The following is a 22,781-nucleotide window of genomic DNA, read 5'->3' on the forward strand; positions in this document are numbered from 1 at the left end:
GCGCGTCCGCCGTCAGGCCGGGCGTGCGCACCGGGGGTTCGCCGTGCGGAAGGAGCATTCAACGCAGGTGGAACTACACGAGTTACAAGAACGGGCACTGGCGTACCGGTACGGCGTCGACCTCGACCGGGCGTTCCGGCGGACGATGGACGAACTCGACAGCGCGATCGGCGCGCAACTGCCCCCGAACCCGGAGTGAGGTCGACGCCCATGGAGATGGACCTGGTCGCGTACGAGGAACGTGCCCGTAACGGCCCCTGCTTCGTCTGCGCGTTCCTGCGCGGGGAGCCGGACTACGAGCACGCGACGGTCTACGAGGACGAGGCCCACATCGCGTTCCTGGACCGCTGGCCCACTCTGCCCGGCCGGGTGCTGGTCGCGCCGAAGGCCCATGTGGAGCATGTCGTAAGGGAGTTGGACGAGGAGTCGTACTCCCGGCTGATGCTGGTCGTACGACGGGTCGCGCTGGCGGTGGAGAGCGTGCTGCGGCCGGAGCGTACGTACCTGCTGTCGCTGGGCAGCCAGCAGGCCAACTCGCATCTGCACTGGCACATCGCGGCGTTGCCGCCCGGGGTGCCGCTCGGACGGCAGCAGTATCACGCCCTGATGGCCGAGAACGGGATCCTGGCACCGACCCCGGACGAGATCACCGACCTGACGACCCGCCTGCGCGCGGCCCTCGGCCAAGGAGCCTGACCCAACGGCTCCACTGCGGCTGGGCCTCGTAACCGGCGTCGCGCCAGGCGTGCTGGGCGAGTTCGTTGCGGTCCAGCACCATGGCGTCGGCCCGCCGGCCGCCGAGTGCGGCGAACCGTTCGTGCGCGGCGCCGAGCAGGGCGGCGGCGATGCCCTGGCGGCGGCGGTCGGGGTCGACGGCGAGGCGGTACAGGTGGCAGCGCCACCCGTCGTACCCGGCGATGACCGTGCCGACGAGCGTCCGTCTTCGTCCTCGGCCACCAACAGGGCGTCGGGGTCGCGGTCGATGAGCCGGGTCACCCCGTCGACGTCGTCACTGACGCTGACCCCTTCGGCGGCCCGCCGCCAGAAGCCCAACACCTCGGTCACGTCGTCGGGACGTGCGTTGCGGATCTTGACGTTCTCCATGGGGGCTGTCTAGCAGGGCGGTTTCCGTGGGAGCGGAGAATTCCACGGACCGGACGGCGGCCGGGGGTGCGGCGGGTGCGTCCTCGACGGCGTCGCCTCCCTGACAGGCACAGCGACAGGCTCGGCGCGCACCTTGTGTGATCGTTTGACTTCGCCCCTCGGAGCCGTAGATCGTGTCTCCTTGATCGAGTCCCCCGCGAACGGGAGACAGGGTGACGGGGGAGGTTTCACGGATGCCGTGGGACGAGTGGGAAGGGCTCAAGGCCGACGCCGGTGCGCGCGCCGCCACGCAGATGCGGCTCAACCAGCATCCGGCCGATCCGGGCGGTGGCGGTGCTCCTTCCGAGAGCCTGAAGTCGGACAAGAAGGCGTGGGTGCGGGCCGGCGAGGGCGTCACCGGCCTGAAGGCCGACATCGGCAAGGCGTTGGCCCAACTGCACGACGGGCAGGCCGGGCTCGGGGAGACCGCCGGATGTCAAAGCGCGGCGGCACAGAAGGAGTTGTACGACTCCTGGAAGAAGTACGTCGGTGACGTCAGCGCCCGCTGCGGCGAACTCGGCGGGCTGCTGGAGCGGGCCGGGCACGAGCTGCTGAAATCCGATCAGGCCGTGCTGGCCGAACTCGACCAGGTCAAGGGCAAGTACGGTGACACCGAGCCTGTCGGTGGCCACGAGAAGGCAAGGTGATCCGGGGTCATGGATCTCGCAACGCTGAAATCCTTCAAGGCCGCCGAGTACGAGGAAGCCGCCGCCGGATACCGGTCCGCCGGTGACACGGCCATGGCCGCCAAGGACACGATCGACAACAGGATCAGCGCGGGCATGCGCGACCGGTTGAAAGGTGACGCGGTCACCGCCGCGCTGCGGGAGTTGCAGAGTCTGTCCAAGAACTTCCACTACGCGCAGACCGAGTGCACCCTTGTCGGCACCGCGCTCAACGGTTTCGCCTTCGACATGGCCGCCGCCAAGCGCAAGCTGGACACGGCGATCGAGGACGCCCGTGCCGACGGCTGCACCGTGCGGGCGGACGGCTCGGTCAGTTACCCGGGGGGCAGTAGGCCCGGCGCGGAGAAAAACACCCCGGGCGGGACGGTCTCCGGGGGCGCCGGGGGTGATCCGACGGCCGCCGCGTTGGAGCAGCAGGCGATGGCTCAGCACCCGAATCCGTACTACGGAAGGGCGTTGACGTACGCCAACCGGGTCGTCGAGGCACTGAAGGAGGCTACCGACGCCGACGCGAAGTGGGCGCCGAAGCTCCGCGCGCTCAGGGCCGACGACGACCTGACCGTCTCCAAGCAGGACTGGGCGGACACGCAGTCGGACATGGGTAACGTACGTGAGGCGGGCAGGGCGTACGTCGACTCGCTGCCGGATATCCCGAAGGACGCCACCCCCGCAGTCAACGCCGCCTGGTGGAACGCGCTTGACCCGGAACAGCAGGCGGCGTGGCTCTCCCTGCAACCAGGCACCGTCGGCGCGCTCGACGGGCTGCCCGCGACCGTACGGGACGAGGCCAACCGGCTGGTCTTCGAAGGTGACCGCGGCAGACTCCAGATGGAACTGAACTCGATCCCGCCGGCGCCGCCCGAGAAAACGTGGATGGTCGTGGGCGGGCGTGCTTCACAGGTTTACACGGACGAATGGATCGCGTGGAACGCCAAGTACGGCGACCGGGTGGAGCGGTTGAACAAGTCCCTCAAGGGCATGCAGAGCATCCAGGCCCGTTTCGACCGGACCGGGGAGCGGGGGCTCCCGGAGGCGTATCTGCTCGGGTTCAGCCCAGAGGGCAACGGCCGGGCGATCGTGGCCAACGGCAACCCGGACACGGCCGACCACCAGGCGGTCTACGTGCCGGGCACGACATCGAACCTGGCCAGCATCGCCGGGGACATCGGCCGGATGGAGAACGTGTGGCGTGTGGCCGCCGCAGAGGGCAACGGCTCGGTCTCCACAATCACTTGGCTCGGTTACGACGCCCCGCAGGACGTAGTCAAGGACGCGCCGTTCAGCCACTACGCGGACGACGGCGCCCCGGCGTACAACCGCTTCCTCGACGGTCTGGAGGCGTCCCACACGGGCGCGTCGGACCCGCACCGTACGGCGATCGGGCATTCGTACGGCACCACGCTCATCGGATCGGCGGCGCGGCAGGGCGACTTGAACGCGGACGATGTGATCCTGGCCGGCAGTCCCGGAGTCCAGGTGAGCAACGCGGAGAAGCTGGATGTCCCGCGTGGCCACGTCTGGAACCAGGAGGCGGACAAGGATCCCGTCCCCGACATCGGACGCTGGGGGCACGGCGGCCATGACTGGCGGGTTGGCGTCTTCATCATTCCGAGCGACGACCACTTCGGCGCGAACCAGTTGAACACGGACACCCAGGGTCATAGTGACTACTGGAAAGAGAACACCGAGAGCCTGAGAAATCAGGGCATGGTCGTGGCCGGCAACGGTGGCAACGCCAAACTGAAGCCGACCGAGTGACCGGCGCGCCTACTCGGTGCTGAAGAAACTCCGACCAGACGAGGTTCCCTGACTTGAAGATCAGACTGGGCGCGTCCGCGCTCCTCATCTCCCTCACGCTCTCGACCCTCACTGGATGCGCCATGACCGACGGCAACGGCAAGAGCAACGGCACCGACAGCACGGGAAACGCCGGGAGCACCAAGGGCTCCGGTGACATCCCCAGCGCGGGCACCAGCAACTCGGAGGACGCCGCCGACCGGGCGGAGCAGGTGTCGAGCGAACTCTTCGACCTGATCGGTATCAAGGGGAAGGCCACCGAACCCGGGCCGGGTGTCTCGGAGTGCGACGGCAAGGACCCGGAGACGTACTTCCGGATCTTTCACCCGTGGAGCCTCTTCCCCGCCTCGGCCGATCAGCTCGACGGTGTGATGGAACGGCTCAAAACGGAGCTGCCCCAGCACGGCTGGGAAGTTGTCGAGTACGGGCCCGACACCAGCAAGAACCAGAATCTCAGTCTCACGGCCGACAACGACGAGAAGAAGCACAGCGTCAACATCACCTACATGGCGAAGGATGAGAGGCCGAGGCTCAGCCTGATGCTGGTCTCCGGCTGCTACCAGGTCCCCGACGGCGAGAAGGTCTACCGCTTCTGAGGCGAGGGGCCGGGTTCACAGCGCGTACCCTCCCCCTTCCGCGTCCACCCTCCTGATCAGTGCCGGGGTGCCGAGCTTCGCGCCCAGGCGGGTCACGCAGGCGCGGACGACGCCCGACAGGGGGTCGGTCTGGGCGTCCCAGGCCCGTTCCAGGAGTTGTTGGGCGGTGACTGTTCTGCCGTCCGCCTCCAGGAGGATCTGGAGCACGGTCAGCTCCTTCACCGAGAGGTCGAGTGCCCGGCCGTCGTGGGAGGCCGTGCGGGCCGCGGTGTCCAGGCGGACGCCGTGCCGTTCCAGCGTCGTCGGGAGCGCGCGGGCGCCGCGCCGGCGCAGGGCGCGGACGCGGGAGACCAGTTCCGGGAAGCCGAAGGGCTTGCCCAGGTAGTCGTCCGCGCCCAGGTCGAGGCCGTGGACGCGTTCTTCCATGGAGGCGGATGCCGTCAGCATCAGGATGCGGGTCGGGGAGCCGTCGGCGACGAGTCTGCGGGTGACGTCGTCGCCGTGGACGCGGGGCATGTCGCGGTCGAGGACCACCACGTCGTAGTCGTGCAGGCCCAGGTAGGCGAGGGCGGCGTCGCCGCTGTAGACGGTGTCGACCGCGAACCCGGCCCGCCGCAGACCGGTGGCGATCAGCTCGGCCAGGATTTCCTCGTCCTCGGCGACCAGCACCCGCATGATCTTCCTTCCCCCGCGACCGCTCCCGACCGACCTCTCCTCCTTAAGATGCGCGGGCCGGGGGGTTCGGTTGTGCCCGAACAGGGCTCTTTAAGCACAATCTCAGGTTTAACCCAGGTGAAGGCACCTGTGCCGGACCGTTAGGATTTCGACCATGGCCGCCACTGAATGCGACGAGCAGGGTGGGCGCGCGTACTACGTCACCACCCCCATCTACTACGTCAACGACGCTCCCCACCTGGGTCACGCCTACACGACCGTCGCGGGCGACGTGCTCACGCGCTGGCACCGCCAGCGGGGCGAGAAGGTGTGGTACCTCACCGGTACGGACGAGCACGGCCAGAAGATCATGCGCACGGCCGAGGCGAACGGGGTCACCCCGCAGGAGTGGGCGGACAAGCTCGTCGACGAGGCGTGGCGACCGCTCTGGGAACACCTCGGCATCCGGAACGACGACTTCATCCGTACGACGGAGCAGCGGCACACCGACCGTGTCCAGGAGTTCGTGCAGGACCTGTTCGACAAGGACGAGATCTACAAGGGCGGCTACGAGGGCCCGTACTGCGTGGGCTGCGAGGAGTACAAGCTGCCGGGCGAACTGCTGGACGGCGAGGGGGAGTTCGCGGGGCAGAAGCTGTGCCCGATCCACCGGACGCCGGTGGAGATCCTCAAGGAGGAGAACTACTTCTTCAAGCTCGCCGCGTACGGCCCGAAGCTCCTGGCGCACTACGAGGCCAACCCCGGCTTCATCCAGCCCGAGTCCGCCCGCAACGAGGTCGTGAACTTCGTCCGGCAGGGCCTTCAGGACCTGTCGATCTCGCGGTCGACGTTCGACTGGGGCGTGCCGGTGCCGTGGGACGAGAAGCACGTCATCTACGTGTGGATCGACGCGCTGCTGAACTACGCGACGGCCGTGGGCTACAACGAGAACCCGCGGAAGTTCGAGGAGACGTTCCCCGCCGACGTCCATCTCGTCGGCAAGGACATCCTGCGCTTCCACGCGATCATCTGGCCCGCGATGCTGATGGCGCAGGGCCTGCCGCTGCCCGGCCGGATCGCCGCGAACGGGTGGCTGATGGTCGGCGGCGAGAAAATGTCGAAGTCGAACCTGACCGGGATCAAGCCGCAGGACCTGACCTCGCACTTCGGCGTGGACGCGTACCGCTGGTACTTCCTGCGGGCCATCGCGTTCGGGCAGGACGGCTCGTTCTCCTGGGAGGACTTCACCGCCCGGTACACCTCGGAGCTGGCGAACGACTACGGCAACCTCGCGTCGCGCGTCGCGGCGATGGTCGGTAAGTACTACGGCGGCACGCTGCCGGAGACGACGTCCGGCGGGGTCGCCGAGGAGGCCGTACGGGAGGGGCTGACGAAGGCGGTCGCGGAGGCGGACCGGAAGATCGGCGAGGAGCTGGACTTCCAGGGCGGGATCCAGGCGATCTTCGACTTCGTGAAGCAGGTCAACGGCTACCTCACGGAGCAGGAGCCCTGGAAGGTCGCCAAGGACACCTCCCCGGACGGCCAGGCGGTGCTCGCGACGATCCTCTACACGGCGGCGGAGTCGCTGCGCGGGGTGGCGGTGCTGCTCAACCCGGTCATGCCGGAGGCGTCGCAGAAGCTGTGGGAGTCGCTGGGCGCGGACGAGACGCTGGGCCCGCTGGCGGACCAGCGGGTGCAGGACGCGGGCACCTGGGGTCAGCTGCCGGCCGGTACGACGGTGACGAAGGGCGCGGTGCTGTTCCCCCGGCTGGAGGAGAAGCCCGCGTAGCGGTTCTCAAGGCTTCGCGGAGTTCCCCGAAGTGCCGCGAAGTTCTGCGGAGTTCCACAGAGGTCTGCGGAGGTCTGCGGAAGTCTGCGGAACTCGTCGGACCGTACGGACCGTACGGACGGGCCGCCCGGCCGGTCTTCGACCTCGTGACGTCGAAGACCGGCCGGGCGGCCCTGCTTTCAGGCAGGTCAGCCCCAGCCGTGCTCGTTCATGCACTCGGCGTACGCGTAGGTGCCGGGCTGGAGGTGGTCGCACGGGCCGGCGGAGGACGGCATGGCCACGGCCGCGAAAAGCGCCGCCGCGGAGAAGGCGAGAGTGACGAAGATCCGGCTCACTGCGTTCCAATCAGTCGTGACGAGAAAGGGATCGATCGGGCGCGGGCAGAGAATCAGGCGGGGATCACGGGATCACCGGGATCACCGGGATCAGAGGATCAGGGGGATAGGGCGGGATCGGGCCGGGATCAGGTGTTGCACCAGCGCTTCAGCTCGTTCAGGAGGTACTGGGCCCGCTGAAGTTCGGAACCGACGTACGCCCCGCTGCGGATCCTCACTCCCAGGTAATTCGTCAGAATGACGGGATCGCGGGTGCCGATGGCGAGGAACGACTCCGCCTCGTCGACAGCCACGGGACAGCCGGCCGCGGCCCCGGCGGAAGCCCCGGCGGGCGCCGCCCACGCGGGCGACGGGCCGATCACGGAGACGGCGCCCAGCGTCAGGGCGGCCACGAATCCCGCGCTGACCGTTCTGATCGGTTTCACTGCAACTCCTCAAACAATGTGTGCCGACGGGGTGTCGACGCGGTGCTGTCCGGGCCGGTCTTCAGCGGAAAAGCACCCGGGAAATATCCTGGAGAATTCACGGGAGGCCCCTTTTCCGAATTGCTTCGCCTTGACGCGCCTTGGCATTCATTGACATCCCTCGGCGCGCCCGCCCTTTCGATCCGACCCGTCGCCAGAAGATTAAGGATCATTCCGCGGCCCGGTCAACGGAATCTCGCCGAAAGGCCGGTTCACGTGCGGCACACCTGGCGCGGGCGAAACCACCCGCTCGGCATTCCAGCCGCCCCCGGAGGACGGCCACTCCCGGGCGCCGACCCCGTGACCTGCGGTCATCGACCCGCCGGGAGTCCGGGTGGCGGGAACTCACGCACACGGAGATTCCGCACGCCACGCCCCTTAAGGTCTTATGGAATTCAAGAGGTTCTATGTCCGCGTATACGGTCCTTCCCTGCGAACTCGACCCGCAGTGAATCAGCCACCGATACGGACTCGGATACGCACTCACCGGATTTGTTTCTACGCACTGTAGTTTCTGACCGCCGAATGGAGAAGTTCTACGTCGTGTAGTTTTTCGAGCAGGTGAAGAAGGTGGGCCGTGGTCGGCCCGTTGCGCCCGTTCGGCCCGGGCACCTGGGCGTGAACGGCTCCGGTGGTGGTCGGTTAGCCTCATGGCGTGGAAACCCGCCCCGCCGCTCCGGGCGTCGCGCCCCCCGAAGACCACTCCCTTTCCCGAACCGCCCGGAGACTGCTCCCGGCCGCGTTGTTCGTGGTTCTCGGGATGTTCTGGCTGGTGGACGCGCAGTCCACGAAGGGGCTGCGGACCCCGGAGAACGCCTGGCTCGTTCCCCTGGTGGCGGGCCCGGCCGCCGCGCTTCTGCTGTTCCTTCCCCCGGCCCGGCGCCGGCTGTCCCTCGGGGCGCGCTCCTGGGCGGCGGGGTGCTGTTCGCTGGCGCTCACCGTCTGGGCGCTGCCCGGCGGGCCGGTCGTCCTCTGGGGCTCGCTGGAGCCGGTCTGTCTGGCGATCATGCTGGGTCAGGTGTGCCGGTCGGTGGCCCGGCCGTTCCCGGCCCTCGCGCTCGGTGCCGCGATCGTCGTCTCTCCGGCGCGCATGGGCAGTCCGGACGCGCTCTGGATCGCCTTCGCACTGACCTTCGTCGTGGGCGCGGCCGTGGGGATCGGCAGTTACCTGCGCGTCCTGGACACACGGCGGACCCGGGGCGCGGAGGCCGTACGACAGCGCGAGCGGCTGGAGTTGGCCCGTAACCTGCATGACCTCGTCGCCCACCACGTGACCGGCATCCTCATGCAGGCGAACGCGGCACGGGCCGTCCGCGAGAGCGCCCCGGAACAGATCGACCCCATCCTGCGGAACATCCAGCTCGCCGGCGCCGAGACCCTGAACTCCATGCGCCAACTGGTGCGCGTACTGCGGGAGGTGGACGGGGAGCCGCAGCGGTCCGGCGAGATGGTCGCCGAACTGGCGTCGCTCGTCTCGGACTTCTGCGGGGACGGTACGCAGGACGCCACGCTGTCCGTGACGGCCCCGGTGCGCTCGGCGTGTGTCACGCCCGAGGTGCGGACAGCGGCGCACCGGGTGGTACGGGAGTCGCTGACGAACGTACGGCGGCACGCCCCCGGTGAGCGGGTCGTGGTGCGGGTCGACGTGGCGGCCGAACGGCTGCGGCTGGAGGTGCACAACACCCTTCCCGAGGAGCCGCCCGCCGCCCCCACCGGCGGCCGGAGCGGTTTCGGGATACTGGGGCTGCACGAACGGATGCCGGACGTCGACGGCACCCTCCAGGCGGGTCCGGTGCGCGGCAACGGCTGGCTGGTGGCGGCGACGTTCCCCGTACTGGCCGAGGCGGGGTCGTCCCGGTGACCGACATCGACCCGGTGACCGACGCGGCCCCGGCTTCCCCGGCGATCGCGGCGACGCGGGTCCTCGTCGCCGACGACCAGCACCTGGTACGCAGCGGACTGCGCCTCCTGCTGGACGTCCAGCCGGGCGTCGAGGTGGTGGCCGAGGCAGCCGACGGCGTCGAGTGCGTGGAGCTGGCCCGGAGGCTGCGCCCCGACGTCTGCCTCGTCGACATCAGGATGCCGGGACTCGACGGCCTGGAGGTCACCCGCCTGCTGGCCGGACCCGGGGTGGCCGACCCGCTGCGGGTGGTCGTGGTGACCACCTTCGACCAGGACGACTACGTCCACCGGGCACTGGAGAACGGGGCCTGCGGGTTTCTGCTGAAGGACGCCAGCCCGGCACTGCTGATCGAGGCGGTCCGGGCGGCGCGGCGCGGGGACGCGCTGATCTCCCCGGCCGTCACCGTCCCGCTGCTGCGCCGGCTGAGGGAAGGGCGCCCGCCGTCGTCCCCGCACACGTCCCGGGACACTTCCCCGGCCTCGTCCCGGGACTCTTCTCCCAGTCGGCGGCCGTCGCGGGTCGGTCTGACGGGGCGTGAACTGGACGTCGTACGCCGGGTGGCGATCGGCCGCACCAACCAGGAGATCGGCTCGGAGCTGTCCCTGTCACTCGGCACCGTCAAGACGCATCTGGCGCACATCCAGTCCAAGCTCGGCGTACGCAATCGCGTGGAGATCGCCTCCTGGGCGTGGGCCACCGGCACCGTCTCCCAGGGTTCCTTCTCGCAGGGCACCGACTCCCACGGCTCCGACTCACGGGGTTCCGGTTCTCGGGGTTCCGACTCACGGGGTTCCGACTCACGGGGTTCCGGTTCTCGGGGTTCCGGCTCACGGGGTTCCGGTTCTCGGGGTTCCGACTCACGGGGTTCCGGTTCTCGGGGTTCCGACTCACGGGGTTCCGGTTCTCGGGGTTCCGGCTCGGGGCGCACCGACCGGGACCCCGGTCCCTCGGTCTGACGGCCCCCGGCCCGAGCGGCCCCCACCCGTATCGGCCGTTCGGCCGATGGGCTCCGGCCGTTCGGCCGAAGCGCTGCCGCGTCGTGCGAACGCACCATGAACCTCATGGACACCGACGTCCTCCGGTGAACCACGAACCCCAGGAGGGCTTCATGGCGATAAGGCCGTTCGGCGAGTTGGAGTCGGAGATCATGCGGATCGTGTGGCGACAGGAGACCCCCGTCACCATTCACGCCCTCATCAGCATGCTCGACGGCCCCCGCACGCCCGCGTACACGACCGTGATGACCGTCACCGAACGGCTGCGGGAGAAGGGCTGGCTGAGCCGGGTGAAGATCGGCCGGTCGTATCACTACGGCGCGGACCGGAGCGCCGACTTCTACACCGTGGAACTCATGCGTCAGGCCCTGGACGCCGCCACCGACCGGGAGGGCGCCCTGCGGCACTTCGCCGCCCGTCTCGATCCACGCGAAACGACGGCCCTGAGCCAGGCACTGGCCGACCCACCGGCTGCCGCCGTACCCGCGGGTCCGCCAGGCTCCGCCGTACCCGCGGGTCCGCCAGGCTCCGCCGTACCCGCGGGTCCGCCAGGCTCCGCCGTACCCGCGGGTCCGCCAGGCTCCGCCGTACCCGGCTGACCCGCCGCAGGTCCGCCAGGTTCCGCCGTACCCGCAGGTCCGCCAGGTTCCGCCGTACCCGCGGGTCCGCCAGGTTCCGCCGTACCCGGCTGACCCGCCGCAGGTCGCCGACTGCCGCCGTCCCCGCACGAGCCCGGCACGATCCACCGGACAGGGCCTGGGCCGCGTCTGACACATGGGGTCGTCCGCCCGCAGGGCGGGGCGGGGCGTACGCCCGGCGCGGAGCGGCTGATGTCCCGCCGGTGCGTCCGATCGCCAAGGCGGAGGATCGTCGTCGTGGATGGACCGGGCGCACTCGGGCGCACTCGGCCGACTTCGACAACTCAGGGGGCACCTCCCGTGCCCCCCGGGGGCTACGGGGGGAGAGCGTGCGTGCCGGGCATCGCACGCGCCCGGCAATATTTGTCAGACCCGGCCGGCCTAGCGGCCCAGGGACGTCACGTCGCCCATCACCACCTGCGGGTTCTTCTCCGGGTCCAGCCAGCGCAGCAGGTCCTTCATCCGGTTCAGCGGCAGGGAGACGCAGCCCTGGGTCGGGCCGCCGTGGTCCACGTGGATCCAGATGCCGCCGCCCTTGTCCGCGCCCAGCGGGCGGGTCCAGTCCAGCGGGGTGTTGCCCGGCGCGCGGTTGTAGTTGATCGCCACGACATGGTCGAACGACCCCGCCAGCGACTCGCCCTCGAAACCGACCCCGCTCATCGTGAAGGCCGGGCCCCGGTCGTACGGCAGCTTCGTCCCCGGGTTCGGCAGCAGGCCGCCCGCGTCGGTCAGGCCGAAGACGCCGATCGGGCTGCGCAGGTCGCCCTGCCGGTGGTCGTCGGTCCAGCCCTTCAGGGCGTTGTGCGCGGGCCACGGGTCGGAGACCGAGCGCCAGCCCTCGTCGGCGTCGCGCTCGTAGAGGACCAGCATGGCGCGGTTGGAGTCCGGGGCGTCGCCGGAGACCACGACCGCCTGGCGGGCGGAGACGGGAATCGCCGACCGGGTCCCGGGGCCGAGCGCCGGGATCTCCCTCGGGGTCACGGTCCGCTCCGCCAGCTGCTCCCGCGAGTCCGTGCCCGCCGACGCCCTGCCGCCCTTGGCGTCCGCCGCCGTCGGGGCGGACCGGCCCGCGCCGGGCCCGTCGGCGCAGCCGGTGAGGAGGAAACCGCAGGCGAGGAGGAGGGCGGCCACGCGGTGGGGGCGTACCCGGTGAGACATGTGTGACCTTTCAGTTCGCATGGGTGTCGGTCCCCCCGTGGTCCGAGGCATGGGTGGTCGGAGCCTCGCGGGGCTCCGGGGACGCTCCGGAGGGGGCGTAGTCCGCATCGGCGATCATGGCGCGAACGTCGTCGAGGATCGGGGATTTCGTCCCCGCCCCGGCCGCGCAGACACTGACTTGGATGCCCAGGTCCATACCGGGGTCCGGGCCCGCGAGCAGGGCGCCGTACTCCTCGGTGCCGTCGAGCTTGCGGCAGAGCACCGAGGGCGCCGCCGGCCCGTGGAGGGTGGGCGGGTCCTGTGCCTTGGCGCGGAGTCCGGCGTACTTCACCAGGTCCAGCGTGACCAGCACGCTGCCGGGCAGCAGGGTCGCGGCCGGGTCGCAGTCCTGGCCCGGCCTTCCCGTGCAGGACGGCGCGAGGGCGTCCGGTACCCGCCGACCGGCGACATAGCCACGGAGTGCCGTGCGGCCGGACCCGGCGTCGGCGGGCACCGCGAGTGCCTGCCAGCCGGGCGGTGGCCGCAGGGTGAGACCGAGCAGGCCGGAGAAGCGGACCGCCCGGCCGGCCCCGGTGTCCGGGTCGGTCGGGGCGGGGCTCGCGGGTGGCGCGCTCCCGTCCGGACCGCCGCCCGGGAAGCCGGGCAGGAGGGCCCCGAACACGACGAGACCGGTCACCGCGACCAGCGCCGTCCCGGCCGCCCGGCGCCGCCGGCGGCTGCGGGCCGCCCGCTCCCGTACGCGCCGCAGCCGCTCCTCGGGAGCGGGCAGCCGGGGCACCGCGCGCTCCAGCAGGATCCGCAGCTCACGCTCCTCGCCGGGCCGGGCCGCGTCACCGGCCGGGTCCCCGCCCCCGCGCCCGTCCTCAGGCACCCCGGTCACCGCCGTCCACCGGCACCGGCAGCACCGCCCGCAGCGTGCGCAACGCCTTCGCCGACTGGCTCTTGACCGTGCCCGGCGCACAGCCGAGCGTCGCGGCCGTGTCCTCGACGCTCAGGTCCTCGAAGTACCGCAGCACGACGACCGCCCGCTGCCGCACCGGGAGCGACCGCACCGCGGCGGCCAGCGACTGCTCCAGGTCCACGCTCTCGTACGCGTCGAACGAGCCCGCCGCGTCCGGGAGTTCGCCGTGCGGCACCTCGCCCCGCCAGCGTCTGCGCCACCAGGACGCGTGCGTGTGGACCAGCGCCCTGCGGACGTACGCCTCCGGCCGTTCCCCGGAGATCCGGTGCCACTTGGGCCATACCTTGGCGAGTGTCGTCTGGAGCAGGTCCTCCGCCAGGTGCGCGTCGCCCGTCAGCAGCCAGGCCATCCGCAGCAGTCGCGGCCCCCGGGCGGCGACGAACGCCTCGAAGTCGCCGTCGCCCGGGTCCATCGTCTCGTCGCCCTCGCCCATCCGTTCGGTCTTCCACGACCGGTCAACGTGCCGGGGACACTCTCAGGTTGCCCGGTGGCGGAAGGACGTCGGACGAAGGGCCCGGAACCGTACGGTTCCGGGCCCTTCGGGAAACAGGAGGCCGCCGCGCGGCTGCCTCGTGACCTGCTACTTCGTGACCTGCTACTTCGTACCGGCTACCTCGTGACCTGCTACCTACGTGGCCTGCTACTTCGTGACCGGCTTACGGAGCTGGATGTTCAGCTCGCGCAGCCGGGTCTCGTCCAGCTCGCTCGGCGCGCCCATCATCAGATCCTGCGCGTTGCCGTTGAGCGGGAAGGCGATCGTCTCGCGGATGTTCGGCTCGTCGGCGAGCAGCATCACGATCCGGTCGACGCCCGGCGCGATGCCGCCGTGCGGCGGGGCGCCGAGGCGGAAGGCGCGCAGCATGCCCGCGAACTCCTGCTCGACGGTCTCGCGGTCGTAGCCCGCGATCTCGAACGCCTTGAGCATCACGTCCGGCTGGTGGTTCCGGATCGCGCCCGAGGACAGTTCGATGCCGTTGCAGACGATGTCGTACTGCCAGGCCAGGACGTCCAGCGGGTCCTTCGTCTCCAGGTCCTCAAGACCGCCCTGGGGCATGGAGAACGGGTTGTGCGAGAAGTCGATCTTGCCGGTCTCCTCGTCCTTCTCGTACATCGGGAAGTCCACGACCCAGCAGAACCGGAACACGCCCTCCTCGAAGTGACCGGCCCGCCTGGCCGCCTCGACGCGGACCGCGCTCATGATCTTCGAGACCTCGTCGTACTCGCCCGCGCCGAAGAACACCGCGTGGCCGGGGACGAGCGACAGACGCTCGGTGAGGACCTTGACGTTGTCCTCGGTGAGGAACTTGGCGATGGGGCCCGCGAGCGCGCCGTCCTCGCCCACCCGTACCCAGGCCAGGCCCTTGGCACCGTGCTCGACCGCGTAGTCACCGAGGCCGTCGAAGAACTTCCGGGTCTGGCCGGCCGTGTCCGGCACCGGCAGGGCGCGCACGTGCTTGCCCGCGAACGCCTTGAACACCGAGCCGTCGAAGACGTCGGAGATGTCGACCAGTTCCAGCTTCGCCCGCAGGTCCGGCTTGTCGTTGCCGTACTTGAGCATCGACTCGCGGAACGGGATGCGCGGGAAGGGGGAGGTCACCTCGCGACCGCCGCCGAACTCGGTGAACAGCTCCGTCATGAGCTTCTCGATCGGCTGGAAGACGTCCTCCTGCTCGACGAAGGACATCTCCACGTCGAGCTGGTAGAACTCGCCGGGCGAGCGGTCGGCGCGGGCGTCCTCGTCGCGGAAGCAGGGCGCGATCTGGAAGTAGCGGTCGAAGCCGGAGATCATCAGCAGCTGCTTGAACTGCTGCGGGGCCTGCGGAAGCGCGTAGAACTTGCCGGGGTTCAGCCGGGAGGGGACGACGAAGTCGCGGGCGCCCTCGGGGGAGGTCGCCGCCAGGATCGGGGTCGCCATCTCGTTGAAGCCGAGGGCGGTCATCTTGTGCCGGATGGCGGAGATGACGGCCGTACGCAGCAGGATGTTGCGGTGCATGCGCTCACGGCGCAGGTCGAGGAAGCGGTATTCGAGCCGCCGCTCCTCGTTGACACCGTCGTCGGAGTTGATCGTGAACGGCAGCGGGCCGGCCGCGCCGAGGATCTCGACCTCGGTGACCTCGATCTCGATCTCGCCGGTCGGCAGCTCGGGGTTCACGTTGTCCGCGCCACGGGCGGAGACCGTGCCGTCGACGCGGACGACGGTCTCCTTGGTGAGCTTGGACAGCGCCTCGTTGGCCGGGGTGCCCGGGCGGGCGACCAGCTGGACGAGACCGTAGTGGTCGCGGAGATCGATGAAGAGGATGCCGCCCAGGTCTCGACGATTGTGCAGCCAGCCGCTCAGCCGGACGTCGGTGGAGACGTCAGAGGCGCGGAGCTCGCCGCAGGTGTGGGACCTGTACCGATGCATCGTCGTTCATCCAGTCTTTGCGTTTCGCGGGTGTGGTTGGCCGGACCAGGCTACCGGCAGGGTCAGGGGCGCCTCCCCCGCGTTTACGGGGACGTGACCGGGGTGGGCGGGGAGCGGGGGACGTGGTGGGTGCCGGATGGGTGCCGGGGCGGGGGTCGGGCCGAGGGTCGGGCGGGGGACGTGGTGGGTGCCGGGCGTCGGGCCGGGCCGGGCCCGGGGCCGGACCCGGTCATGTCCACGGGACCACCCGCACGCCCGCTCGACCCCACACCGGCCCCCCATACCGGTCTAAAGTGGTGAAATGCGCACCGAGGATGTACTGGCCGCGATCGCGACCGGTGTGTGGCACTGGGACAACGCGGCCGGCTTCATCACCCTCGACGCGGAGGCCGCCCGGCTCTTCGGGCTGCCCGCCAAGCCCACCGTCCTCAGCGAAGCGGCCATGCGGGCTCGTCTGCACCCGGTCGACTGGAACGAGTCGTACGGCATCGTCCGCCTCGCCATCGCCGAGGAGACGCTCGCCGAGGCCCAGGTGCGGATCGTCGCCGAGGACGGCCGGGTGCTGCGTACGGTCAGGACCCGTTCGAAACCGCTGATCAAAGAGCTGGAGTACGGCGAGGACTACGAGCTGCTCGGCACCGTCCAGGAGATCCCCGAGCCGCAGACGGCGGCGCTGACGGGGCAGAGCCCGGTCGCCGGCGACTGGCGGCGCTCCCGGGAGGCGTTCCTGCTCGACGCCGGGCGGGCGCTGGCCGAGGCGCGCTCCACCGCCGAGGTGCTGCGGGTGGCCGCGTCCCTGTCGATGCCGGGCTTCTCGCCGGACGGGCTCGCGGTGTTCGGGGTCGACGGGGAGCGGCTCACCGTCATCGGCCACCACGGGCACGAGGACGGCGCGGAAGGGCCCTTCACCGAGATGTCCGTGTCCACGGACTACCCGGCGGCCGAGGTCGTACGGACCGGCCGGGCCATCTACCTGGCGACGCCGAAGGAGTACCACGACCGCTATCCGGCGACCTGGCCGCTGGCACAGGGGTTCGGCCGCCGGTCCTGGGCGTTCGTGCCGCTGATCGTCGCCGGGCGCACGATGGGCGCCTGGATGGCGGCCTTCAAGAACCCGGTGACGTTCACGCCCGACGAACGCTCCGTACTGACGACGGTCGCCAGGATGCTCGCGCAGGCGCTGGCGCGCGCCGAGGTGACTGAGTCGGAACGCGAGCTGTCGCTGGGGCTCCAGCGCTCGATGATGCCGATGCTGGGGCCGGACATCCCGGGGATGAGTGTGGCCGCGCGGTACGTGCCCACGGGCGGCGGGCTCCAGGTGGGCGGCGACTGGTACGACATCATCCCGCTGCCCGGCGGCACCAGGGTCGCGCTGGTCATCGGCGACGTCCAGGGGCACGACGTACGGGCCGCGGGCCTGATGGGACAGCTGCGGATCGCCCTGCGCGCGTACGCCGCCGAGGGGCACCGGCCGGACGCCGTACTGTCGCGCGCCTCGCGGTTCCTGCACGGGATGTACGAGTTCCCGACCGCCCAGGGACCGACGCTGCCCGAACAGGTCGACACCGGCGAGGACGCCGACTACACCGTGCCGCGCTTCGCCACCTGTCTGTACATGGAGGTCGACCCGGAGTCCGGCACCCTCGACATCGCGCGGGCCGGGCACCCCGACCCGGTGATCCGCTCGGCCGACGGCACGGCCCTCATCCGGCAGACGCCCGGCGGGCTGCCGCTGGGCATCGAGGCGGACTCGGACTATCCGACGAGCCGGGTCGTGCTGGAGCCCGGCGACACGCTGATGCTGTGCACGGACGGGCTGATCGAGACCGGCGGGCACGACATGCTCAGCGGCTGGACGCGGCTGCGGCCCGTGCTGGAGAGCAACACGGGCGTGTCGCTGGAGAAGCTCGCGGACGCGCTGGTCGGGGCGGTCCACGGGCCCGGCTCGCACTACACGACCGGGCCGCTCGCGGACCGGCGCGAGGACGACATCGCGCTGCTGCTGCTCTCGCGGGAGAGCACCCCGGCGCGGCGGCCCCCGCGCCGCACGGTGCTGACGATCTCCCAGGCCGAACCGGAGCAGGTGGCGAGCGCCCGGCGGCAGCTCAAGGCGCTGCTGCACGACTGGGCGGACGACGAGCAGGTCGACTCGGCGGTGCTGATGGTGTCGGAGATGGCGACGAACGTGCTCGTGCACACGGACGGCGACGCGGTCCTGATCGCGGAGGCGGCGGGCGAACGGGGCCGGCGGCGGCTCCGGGTGGAGGTCGCGGACGCCAGCGACGAGCTGCCGCACAAGCGGCGCCCGGGAGAACTGGCGTCGAGCGGTCGCGGCCTGATGCTGATGGAGATGCTGGCGGACGCGTGGGGGGTGGATCCGCGCGGGGAGGGGAAGTCCACCTGGTTCGAGATCTACGAGGCGCACGAGGCTGCCGAGGGGGACGAGGAGAACGAGGTGCATGAAGCGGAGGGTGTGGAGGACACGGATGAGCCCGGGGGTGCGGGTGGGGCGGGTGGCTCGGGCAGTGCGGGCAGTGCGGGTGGGGTGGACGGGGTGGACGGGACCGACGATCCGGATGATCCGGACGAGGCCGGGGCGCCGAACGGGGGGTGAGTCGGCCGCCGGGGGCGGCGGCGGGCGGGACGGGAAGGGGGCTTCGGGTGCGGCGCCTCGCGGGGCGGGGGCCGGCTCCGTACGAGAACCGGCGGCTTACGCGTACGGCGGCGGCCCTCGGGTCGGCCCGTACGGTGTCCGGCGCGGCGGCCCGTCCGAGGTGTGCGCCGGCACGCCGCCCCGCAGGTCTTCCGGGCACGCCTGGGGGCCGTCCGCCCCTGGGCGCCGGGGCCAAGCGGGGCCTTCCGAGCACCGCCCGGAGCCCATCCGACCCCAGGCATCGGACCAGCCAGCGGCACCGGAGTGCCGTACATCGCGAGGCGGACGGTCACCCTCGCACCGGACGTACGCGGGTACGCGGCCGACAACGCGGCAAGGCGCCGAAGCCGAACGGGGCCTTCCGAGCACCGCCCGGAGCCCATCCGACCCCAGGCGCCGGACCAGCCAGCGGCACCGGAGTGCCGTACATCGCGAGGCGGACGGTCACCCTCGCACCGGACGTACGCGGGTACGAGGGGCGCGCGGCCGACAGCGCAGCGCACCAAGGGCGCGGGGCCAGGCGTCGGCGGTCGGAGCGGCCTACGGCGCCGAGTCCGCCTCGTACCGCTCGCGCAGTTCCGCCAGTACGCCGAACGCCGCCGCCGTCAGCGGCACCGCCAGCAGCATGCCGAGGATGCCCGCCACACTCGCGCCCGCCGTGATCGCCAGCATCACCACCGCCGGATGCATCTGCACCGTGCGGCTCTGGATCATCGGCTGGAGTACATGCCCCTCCAGCACCTGTACGGCCAGTACGACCCCGAGCGCCCACAGCGCGATCACCACCCCCCGGTCGGCCAGCGCGACGAGCACGGCCACCGCGCCGGACAGGAACGCGCCCAGATAAGGGATGTACGCCGCCACGAACACCAGCGCCCCGAGACCGACCGCGCCCGGCACCCGCAGGATCAGCAGGCCGACGGTGATGCAGACCGCGTCGATGAGCGCGATGAACGTCGTCCCGCGCATGAAGCCCTCGACCGCCCCGAACGCGCGCCGCGCCATCGCCTCGACGGTGTCGCCGGTACGGCGCGGGGCGAGGGAGCGCAGCGCCCCGGAGACCCGGTCGGAGTCCTTGAGGAAGAAGAAGATCAGCAGCAGCGCGAGAACGCTGGTGGCGATCATCTCGCCGACGACGCTGAGCCCGGTGATCACCCCGGAGGCGGCGGTCCCGCCGAACTTGTCGAGCAGGCTCTTCGCGTTCGACGCGAGATCGTCCAGCGACGTCCCGGCCGCGCCCAGATGCTTGCTGAGATCCTGCCCGGCCTGTTTGAGCGAGGCCACGATCTGGTCGCCGGTCTCGATGAGCGCGAGGACCACGATGTACCCGGCCCCGCCGACAACCGCGACCACGGCCGCGCAGGTCAGCCCGGCGGCCAGGGACTTCGGTACCTTCATGGCGACCAGCCGCCGGTGGAGCGGGCCGAGCAGCGCGGCTCCGAGGATGGCCAGCAGGACGGGCGTGACGGCGGTCTTGAAGGTGACGACGACCCACACCGCGACGGCCGTGACCCCGGCGACGAGCAGCAGGACCGCGCACCAGGCACCGACCCGCCACACCTCGGAGGGCAGCACGCCGGGTGGGCCGCCGCCGCGCGTCTTCTCCATCCGCCCACCCGACCACGGCGCCCGTGCCGGTGTCCCACGGATGGGGCCGGGTGGATGACGGGGTGTCACTCAGAGGGGGAGCCCCGCCCGGAGGAGAAGCCCGCCCCGTACGCGGGACGAACCGGCCCCCGCCCGTACGCGGGACGAACCGGTCCCCAGCCGTGCGCGGGACGAACCGGGCCCCGTCCGGTGTCCGGACGGGGCCCGTCGCGCGTGTGCTTCCGCCGGGCCTTACGCCCCGGCCTCGGGCACCCCGCCCTCCGTCATCCCGTGCACGGCGGGGATCGTTCCCAGCCGGCCCTTCTGGAAGTCGTCGAACGCCTGCTGGAGCTCGTCGCGGGTGTTCATGACGAACGGGCCGTAGTGGGCCATCGGCTCACGTATGGGCTGTCCGCCCAGCAGCACGACCTCCAGGTCCGGGGTGTTCGCGTCCTGGGACCCGTCCGCGCGCACCGTCAGCGAGGACCCGGTGCCGAAGACCGCCGTCTGGCCCGTGCGGACCGGCCGCCGGTCGGCGCCGACGGTGCCGCGGCCCGCCAGCACGTACGCGAGACCGTTGAAGTCCTCGCGCCACGGCAGCGTGACCTCGGCGCCCGGCCGCAGGGTGGCGTGGATCATCGTGATCGGGGTGTGCGTGATGCCGGGGCCCTCGTGCCCGTCCAGCGCGCCCGCGATCACCCGCAGCAGCGCGCCGCCGTCGGGAGAGGTGAGCAGCTGGACCTGGCCGCCGCGGATGTCCTGGTAGCGCGGGGCCATCATCTTGTCCTTGGCCGGCAGGTTCACCCACAGCTGGAGGCCGTGGAAGAGACCGCCCGACGCGACGAGGTGCTCCGGCGGAGCCTCGATGTGCAGCAGGCCCGCGCCCGCCGTCATCCACTGCGTGTCGCCGTTGGTGATGGTGCCGCCGCCACCGTTGGAGTCCTGGTGGTCGAATATGCCGTCGATGATGTACGTGACGGTCTCGAAGCCGCGGTGCGGGTGCCAGGGGGTGCCCTTCGGCTCCCCGGGCTGATACTCCACCTCGCCCATCTGGTCCATCATGATGAACGGGTCGAGGTGCTGGTAGTTGATCCCGGCGAACGCCCGGCGCACCGGGAAGCCCTCGCCCTCGAAACCGCTGGGGGCGGTGGAGACGGTGAGTACGGGGCGGGCGACGGCGTCGGGAGCCGCCGTGACGCGGGGAAGGGTCAGCGGGTTTTCGACGGTCACAGCGGGCATCGGGGGCCTCCTCGGCTTTGGCTCCAATTTAGTTGAACGGTGAACATCTGGCAAGCGGGCAAGTATTCCCGGCGGCCCGCGCCCGCTTCCGACGCGCGCCGCCGCGCCCGGACGCCCGCCGTCGCGCGCGCCCGCACGTCGAGCCACGCCCGTTCTCGCGCCCGCGCACGAGCCACGCCCGCCCGGCGCGTCCGCGCGCACGAGCCACGCCCGTCCTCACGTCCGCCGCCACGTGCACCGCCACACCTCGCCATGCCTGTCCGCGAGCCACCCTCCGTAACCGGACGACTCGCCCCAGCAGCCACTCCATTGCCCGATCGCCCCACTGAAGCGGTCACGCCCCAGGAGCCGACCTGCGTCTCCGTACCCGAATTGCGGGCAAGAGCGGGCATCTGGTTTCCCTTCCGTTTCCCCGGCTAGGAGCCCCGGCGACAACTGGCCAACTTCCCCCCACTGAAATGGAGTTGCCCATGTCGACAAGATTCGCCCGTTTCACCCGCCGCACCGGAGTCGGCACGGCGGCCCTGCTCGCCACCGGCGCGCTCGTCGCCCCGTCGGCCGTCGCCGACGAGAAGCCGCACTGCGCCGTCGATGCCCGCACGGGCGCCGAGACCTGCTTCGCGACCCTTCCCGAAGCGCTCGACGCCGCGAAGAGCGGACAGGGCAACGGCCCCCGCGTCATGGCCGGCGACGTCATCCAGGGCACGTTCTTCGACGACCCGCAGTACGGCGGCTCCTCGCTGACCGTCTACGGCACCGCGCCCTGCGAGAAGGACGGCTGGGTCAACTACCAGTACGACCTGCCGGACGACTGGAAGAACCGCATCAGCTCCGTGCAGCCCTGGGCCAACTGCTGGCTCTGGCTCTACCCGGAGCCGAATCTCGGCGGAGACCGGGACGGACCGTTCGAGGAGAACGCCCCCGACATCGGCGCCTTCATGAACGACCGCACCCAGTCGATCGGCTTCAGCTGACGCCGGGCCGGCCCCGTACCGCGTACACCCGACCCCCCACATCGCACGGAGCACACATGAACCACACCCGCAGCAGCAAAAACCGCAGCGACGGCAGCCCCACGAGGACCAGGCGCACCAGGGCCCGGCTCCCCATCCTGCTGGCGGCGGCGCTGACCACCGGCGGCATGGCACTGGCCCCCACCAGCGCCCAGGCGGCCGAGGAGCAGCCCACCATCCGTGAGCTGCTCGACAAGTGCGACAACGGCACCGACCTCTGTGTCTTCCACCCCTCCGGCCCGCCGGAGACCTCCATGAGCGAGGCGCACCAGGTCGGCGACAGCGCCTTCAACTGCACGGCCGACCTCCAGCGCTCCACCGTCGGCTGGTCGGACACGACCGGCGAGTCCAACAGCGTCGGGGTCTCACTCAGCGCGGAGGTGGGCTTCGCGAAGGTCTTCAAGGTGAGCATCGAGACCAACTACAGCCACACCTGGGAGAGTTCGCACACCGAGTCGGAGCAGACCAACGTCGACGTGCGGCCCGGCGAGGTCGGCTGGGTGACACGTGAGGCGCAGATGCAGCGCTTCAGCGGGCAGTACGAAATGCACTTCCCGGACCCGTTCTACGGCCACTACTACTGGTACGTGCCGTTCGACGCGACCGGCCCGCTGCCCGACGCGCCCAGCACCAAGACCCAGCACACCCGGGCGATGACGGACCAGGAGCGCACCGAGCACTGCGGCTAGATTCCGACCTCTGTAGGAAGGGCGCCGGCCGGGCTGGATCATCCAGCCCGGCCGGCGCCTTCGTCAGCTCCTTCTGA

General features: G+C 70.9%; 20 protein-coding genes and 2 pseudogenes. 12 read left to right on the top strand and 10 right to left on the bottom strand.

From position 1 onward, the window contains the following. The first annotated feature begins 67 nt into the window (after positions 1 to 67). Both OG875_RS14890 and OG875_RS14895 read left to right on the top strand, forming a co-directional pair. Entirely contained in the window at positions 68 to 199 is a 132-nt protein-coding gene (locus OG875_RS14890) for a hypothetical protein (protein ID WP_330174714.1), read from the top strand. A gap of 11 nt (positions 200 to 210) precedes the next feature. Then, positions 211 to 696 (top strand): HIT family protein, encoded by a 486-nt coding sequence (locus OG875_RS14895; RefSeq protein WP_330174715.1) that lies wholly within the window; start codon positions 211 to 213, stop codon positions 694 to 696. Here the strand turns inward: OG875_RS14895 and OG875_RS14900 are convergent. Continuing rightward, positions 647 to 1,104: pseudogene (locus OG875_RS14900) on the bottom strand (GNAT family N-acetyltransferase). The gene OG875_RS14895 and the pseudogene OG875_RS14900 overlap by 50 nt on opposite strands. A 233-nt stretch (positions 1,105 to 1,337) precedes the next feature. Between OG875_RS14900 and OG875_RS14905 the strand changes: the two are divergent. From OG875_RS14905 to OG875_RS14915, 3 genes are read left to right on the top strand one after another with little or no spacing between them, the layout of a single operon-like run. Then, the gene (locus tag OG875_RS14905) at positions 1,338 to 1,790 is read left to right on the top strand and encodes a hypothetical protein (RefSeq protein WP_330174716.1); all 453 of its coding nucleotides are present in this window, start codon (positions 1,338 to 1,340) and stop codon (positions 1,788 to 1,790) included. 9 nt (positions 1,791 to 1,799) lie between these two features. Then, a complete protein-coding gene (locus tag OG875_RS14910; RefSeq protein ID WP_330174717.1) occupies positions 1,800 to 3,587 on the top strand; it encodes an alpha/beta hydrolase in 1,788 nt (595 codons plus the stop codon). 53 nt (positions 3,588 to 3,640) lie between these two features. Continuing rightward, on the top strand, positions 3,641 to 4,222 hold the full coding sequence (locus tag OG875_RS14915) for a hypothetical protein (RefSeq protein ID WP_330174718.1): 582 nt from the start codon (positions 3,641 to 3,643) through the stop codon (positions 4,220 to 4,222). 15 nt (positions 4,223 to 4,237) lie between these two features. Here OG875_RS14915 and OG875_RS14920 read toward each other — a convergent pair whose 3' ends face one another. Then, positions 4,238 to 4,897, bottom strand: coding sequence for a response regulator transcription factor (locus tag OG875_RS14920; protein WP_330174719.1), 660 nt, complete (start codon positions 4,895 to 4,897; stop codon positions 4,238 to 4,240). Between the two features lie 154 nt (positions 4,898 to 5,051). Between OG875_RS14920 and metG the strand changes: the two genes are divergently transcribed. Continuing rightward, positions 5,052 to 6,665, top strand: a complete 1,614-nt coding sequence (gene metG / locus OG875_RS14925; protein WP_330174720.1) for a methionine--tRNA ligase — start codon at positions 5,052 to 5,054, stop codon at positions 6,663 to 6,665. A gap of 188 nt (positions 6,666 to 6,853) precedes the next feature. Here the strand turns inward: metG and OG875_RS14930 are convergent, their stop codons facing one another. Both OG875_RS14930 and OG875_RS14935 read right to left on the bottom strand, forming a co-directional pair. Next, positions 6,854 to 7,000, bottom strand: coding sequence for a hypothetical protein (locus OG875_RS14930; RefSeq protein WP_330174721.1), 147 nt, complete (start codon positions 6,998 to 7,000; stop codon positions 6,854 to 6,856). A gap of 128 nt (positions 7,001 to 7,128) precedes the next feature. After that, positions 7,129 to 7,425: a hypothetical protein gene (locus tag OG875_RS14935; protein ID WP_330174722.1), complete on the bottom strand. Its 297-nt coding sequence runs from the start codon at positions 7,423 to 7,425 to the stop codon at positions 7,129 to 7,131. Between the two features lie 694 nt (positions 7,426 to 8,119). Here OG875_RS14935 and OG875_RS14940 point away from each other — a divergent pair. From OG875_RS14940 to OG875_RS14950, 3 genes and pseudogenes are all read left to right on the top strand, one after another. After that, positions 8,120 to 9,325 carry a sensor histidine kinase gene (locus tag OG875_RS14940; protein ID WP_330174723.1) on the top strand — a complete coding sequence of 402 codons (1,206 nt, stop codon included), beginning with the start codon at positions 8,120 to 8,122 and terminating at the stop codon, positions 9,323 to 9,325. A gap of 14 nt (positions 9,326 to 9,339) precedes the next feature. Continuing rightward, positions 9,340 to 10,074, top strand: a pseudogene (locus tag OG875_RS14945) (response regulator); the annotation flags it as partial. Between the two features lie 374 nt (positions 10,075 to 10,448). Then, on the top strand, positions 10,449 to 10,961 hold the full coding sequence (locus OG875_RS14950) for a BlaI/MecI/CopY family transcriptional regulator (RefSeq protein WP_330174724.1): 513 nt from the start codon (positions 10,449 to 10,451) through the stop codon (positions 10,959 to 10,961). A gap of 420 nt (positions 10,962 to 11,381) precedes the next feature. Here OG875_RS14950 and OG875_RS14955 read toward each other — a convergent pair whose 3' ends face one another. The 4 genes from OG875_RS14955 to aspS all read right to left on the bottom strand — a co-directional run bounded on the left by OG875_RS14955 (position 11,382) and on the right by aspS (position 15,523). Continuing rightward, positions 11,382 to 12,158, bottom strand: coding sequence for a hypothetical protein (locus OG875_RS14955; protein ID WP_330174725.1), 777 nt, complete (start codon positions 12,156 to 12,158; stop codon positions 11,382 to 11,384). A gap of 10 nt (positions 12,159 to 12,168) precedes the next feature. Further along, a complete protein-coding gene (locus OG875_RS14960; protein ID WP_330174726.1) occupies positions 12,169 to 13,029 on the bottom strand; it encodes a hypothetical protein in 861 nt (286 codons plus the stop codon). Beyond that, positions 13,022 to 13,552, bottom strand: a complete 531-nt coding sequence (locus OG875_RS14965) for a SigE family RNA polymerase sigma factor (RefSeq protein ID WP_330174727.1) — start codon at positions 13,550 to 13,552, stop codon at positions 13,022 to 13,024. The genes OG875_RS14960 and OG875_RS14965 overlap by 8 nt, the downstream gene beginning before the upstream one ends. A 207-nt stretch (positions 13,553 to 13,759) precedes the next feature. Then, a complete protein-coding gene (gene aspS / locus OG875_RS14970) occupies positions 13,760 to 15,523 on the bottom strand; it encodes an aspartate--tRNA ligase (protein WP_330174728.1) in 1,764 nt (587 codons plus the stop codon). Positions 15,524 to 15,824: 301 nt separating this feature from the next. Here aspS and OG875_RS14975 point away from each other — a divergent pair, with 301 nt between their 5' ends. Beyond that, positions 15,825 to 18,137 (top strand): ATP-binding SpoIIE family protein phosphatase, encoded by a 2,313-nt coding sequence (locus OG875_RS14975; protein WP_330174729.1) that lies wholly within the window; start codon positions 15,825 to 15,827, stop codon positions 18,135 to 18,137. A 579-nt stretch (positions 18,138 to 18,716) separates the two neighbouring features. Here OG875_RS14975 and OG875_RS14980 read toward each other — a convergent pair. Beyond that, positions 18,717 to 19,784, bottom strand: a complete 1,068-nt coding sequence (locus OG875_RS14980) for an AI-2E family transporter (protein ID WP_330174730.1) — start codon at positions 19,782 to 19,784, stop codon at positions 18,717 to 18,719. 231 nt (positions 19,785 to 20,015) lie between these two features. After that, positions 20,016 to 21,002: a pirin family protein gene (locus tag OG875_RS14985; protein WP_330174731.1), complete on the bottom strand. Its 987-nt coding sequence runs from the start codon at positions 21,000 to 21,002 to the stop codon at positions 20,016 to 20,018. A gap of 470 nt (positions 21,003 to 21,472) precedes the next feature. Here OG875_RS14985 and OG875_RS14990 point away from each other — a divergent pair, with 470 nt between their 5' ends. Both OG875_RS14990 and OG875_RS14995 read left to right on the top strand, forming a co-directional pair. Further along, positions 21,473 to 21,976, top strand: a complete 504-nt coding sequence (locus tag OG875_RS14990; protein ID WP_330174732.1) for a hypothetical protein — start codon at positions 21,473 to 21,475, stop codon at positions 21,974 to 21,976. A gap of 56 nt (positions 21,977 to 22,032) precedes the next feature. After that, complete coding sequence (locus OG875_RS14995) at positions 22,033 to 22,704, top strand: hypothetical protein (RefSeq protein WP_330174733.1); 672 nt, start codon at positions 22,033 to 22,035, stop codon at positions 22,702 to 22,704. The last annotated feature ends 77 nt before the right edge of the window (positions 22,705 to 22,781 follow it).

Origin of the sequence: Streptomyces sp. NBC_01498 (genome assembly GCF_036327775.1) — a bacterium.
Lineage (GTDB): Bacteria > Actinomycetota > Actinomycetes > Streptomycetales > Streptomycetaceae > Streptomyces.

What these genes read in the sequence shown, in the direction of transcription:
- OG875_RS14895 (WP_330174715.1), top strand. Translation starts at nt 211, where the DNA reads ATGGAGATGGACCTGGTCGCGTACGAGGAACGTGCCCGTAACGGCCCC.
- OG875_RS14905 (WP_330174716.1), top strand. Translation starts at nt 1,338, where the DNA reads ATGCCGTGGGACGAGTGGGAAGGGCTCAAGGCCGACGCCGGTGCGCGC.
- OG875_RS14910 (WP_330174717.1), top strand. Translation starts at nt 1,800, where the DNA reads ATGGATCTCGCAACGCTGAAATCCTTCAAGGCCGCCGAGTACGAGGAA.
- OG875_RS14920 (WP_330174719.1), bottom strand. Translation starts at nt 4,897, where the DNA reads ATGCGGGTGCTGGTCGCCGAGGACGAGGAAATCCTGGCCGAGCTGATC.
- metG (WP_330174720.1), top strand. Translation starts at nt 5,052, where the DNA reads ATGGCCGCCACTGAATGCGACGAGCAGGGTGGGCGCGCGTACTACGTC.
- OG875_RS14955 (WP_330174725.1), bottom strand. Translation starts at nt 12,158, where the DNA reads ATGTCTCACCGGGTACGCCCCCACCGCGTGGCCGCCCTCCTCCTCGCC.
- OG875_RS14965 (WP_330174727.1), bottom strand. Translation starts at nt 13,552, where the DNA reads ATGGGCGAGGGCGACGAGACGATGGACCCGGGCGACGGCGACTTCGAG.
- aspS (WP_330174728.1), bottom strand. Translation starts at nt 15,523, where the DNA reads ATGCATCGGTACAGGTCCCACACCTGCGGCGAGCTCCGCGCCTCTGAC.
- OG875_RS14975 (WP_330174729.1), top strand. Translation starts at nt 15,825, where the DNA reads ATGCGCACCGAGGATGTACTGGCCGCGATCGCGACCGGTGTGTGGCAC.
- OG875_RS14980 (WP_330174730.1), bottom strand. Translation starts at nt 19,784, where the DNA reads ATGGAGAAGACGCGCGGCGGCGGCCCACCCGGCGTGCTGCCCTCCGAG.
- OG875_RS14985 (WP_330174731.1), bottom strand. Translation starts at nt 21,002, where the DNA reads ATGCCCGCTGTGACCGTCGAAAACCCGCTGACCCTTCCCCGCGTCACG.
- OG875_RS14990 (WP_330174732.1), top strand. Translation starts at nt 21,473, where the DNA reads ATGTCGACAAGATTCGCCCGTTTCACCCGCCGCACCGGAGTCGGCACG.
- OG875_RS14995 (WP_330174733.1), top strand. Translation starts at nt 22,033, where the DNA reads ATGAACCACACCCGCAGCAGCAAAAACCGCAGCGACGGCAGCCCCACG.